The sequence below is a fragment of the Streptomyces sp. NPDC000878 genome, assembly GCF_053599695.1.
The window spans coordinates 1-1950 of record NZ_JBSFMT010000183.1; the positions used below are offsets into that span (position 1 = coordinate 1).

The 1950-nt window shown below is 67.5% G+C and carries 2 protein-coding genes; both read right to left on the reverse strand.

What is annotated here, in order from left to right:
• The coding region (locus ACWDR4_RS50045) for an ABC transporter permease subunit (protein ID WP_450418855.1) at positions 1-362 on the reverse strand (362 nt) is incomplete at its 3' end.
• A gap of 5 nt (positions 363-367) precedes the next feature.
• On the reverse strand, positions 368-1372 hold the full coding sequence (locus tag ACWDR4_RS50050; protein WP_450418856.1) for a sugar ABC transporter substrate-binding protein: 1005 nt from the start codon (positions 1370-1372) through the stop codon (positions 368-370).
• Positions 1373-1950 lie beyond the last annotated feature (578 nt).

The window sequence follows — 1950 nt, forward strand, 5'->3', positions numbered from 1 at the left end:
ACACCCGTCCACACGTTCATGGACAGCTGGAAGCTCAGGATCGCCGCCGTCAGCGCCGAGGTCGTGACCGCGACACCGGCGGACAGGTCGAACTCGCCGCCGATCATCAACAACGCCACCGGCAGCGCCATGATGCCCATGACGGACGCCTGGTAGAGCACGGTCGCGAGAGCGCTCGTCTCCCGGAAGGAAGGCGCCGCCGCGAAGAAGAACAGATACACACCGATCGCCGCGATCAGCGCGCCGACCTCGGGGCGGGCCAACACCCGGCGCCCCAGGGACCGTTCAGCGGTGCGGCCGTCCTTCCGGCTGACCGGCGGAGCCGGCGGTGTGGTCACCGCCGGCGCAGCCTGCTGGGTCATACTCATCACCGGGTCCCGTTGGCAGCGAACTCCGCGACGCTGTCGACGTTCGTCTTGTCGATGAAAGCCGGTCCGGTGAGGACGGGCGCGGTGCCGCCGCCGCTGAAGTTGCCGTTGTTCTTGTAGAGCCACAGCGAGTCCACCGCCAAGTAGCCCTGGAGGTAGGGCTGCTGATCCACGGCGAACTGGATCGTGCCGTCCTGGATGGCCTTGACCAGCTCCTTGTTGAGGTCGAAGGTGGCGACCTTGGCCTTGCTGCCCGCGTCGGACAGCGACTGCACGGCGGTCAGTGCGATCGGTGCGCCCAGGGTGACCACCTGGTCGATGGAGGAGTCCTGTGTGAGCTTCGCGGTGATGGTCGACTTCACCGAGGGCATGTCGGTGCCGTTGACGTAGAGGATGTCGGTCTTGCCGCTGAAGCCCTTCTTCAGGCCGGCGCAGCGGGCCTCCAGGGCGACCTGGCCCTGTTCCTGGACAACGCAGAGGGCGTGCTTGGCGCCGAGTTCGTTCAGGCGCTTGCCGAAGGCCTGGCCGGCGATGTCCTCGTCCTGCCCGAAGTACTCCAGCATGCCGAGCTTCTTCCAGTCACTCACACCGGAGTTGAAGCCGACCACGGGGATGCCGGCGGCCGTGGCCTTGGCGACGACGTCCGTCATGGCGTCCGGCTTGGCCGCGGTGAGCGCGATGCCGTCGACCTTCTGGTCGATCGCGTTCTGCACCAGGTTGGCCTGGTTGCCGGCGCTGGGATCGCTGGAGTAGACGAGCTTGACGTTGTCCTTGGCGGCAGCGGCCTGGGCGCCCTTGCGGACCAGGTCCCAGAACGTGTCGCCGGGGGAGGCGTGGGTGATCATGGCCACGGTCATCCGTGGGGTGGTGGCCTTACCCGCGGAGGCGGCGGCCCCGCTCTCCTCGGACTCCTTGCCGCCGGAGCTGCTGGAGCAGCCGGCGGCGAACAGAGTCCCGGCGAGGACGGTCGCGGTGAAAATTGCGGCTCGATGGTTTCTGCGCATGTCCCTTGCACCTCGCTGTGCTTGTCAGGGTGGAGTCTGTGGTGGGCGGCAGCGCGTCCGGCGTCGGCGGTCGATGCGTGTTCACCGAGTGGCGACGCGGTGCGCGAGTGGTGCGTATGTACCGTGCGTGGCGGCTCGTTCTGTGTGGCGGTCGTAGGTGTGGACCGCCAGTTCAGCGACTGGAGCGCTTTAGTAGCGCGCTCTAGTTGGAGAGACTATGAGGCCGCCTCTGCGGGGATGTCAACAGGTATGTCAGGACGTACCAACAAAGTGTTCGGAATGAAATTGACCCTTCGGGCGGGGCGTCGAGGCGGCGTCGCCGCCCGCGAGGGCCCGGATCCCGGTAAGCGGGTGGTCAGGGTGGGCGTCCTTGAGCAGAAGACCGCTCGCACCCGCGCAGCGCGGGCGCGCTGCGTCTCAATGACAAACGCGCGTCCTGTCACGAGACGTGACCGAGCGGGTCGGTGCCTCTGGCTGTTCTGCCAGGAGCGGACCACGGCCACGACCCGTGGCGGCTGCGCACAGGAAGTGGTGCTCGGAGGCACCGACGTCCTTGTGGACGCGCTCCGCCCAGGCAG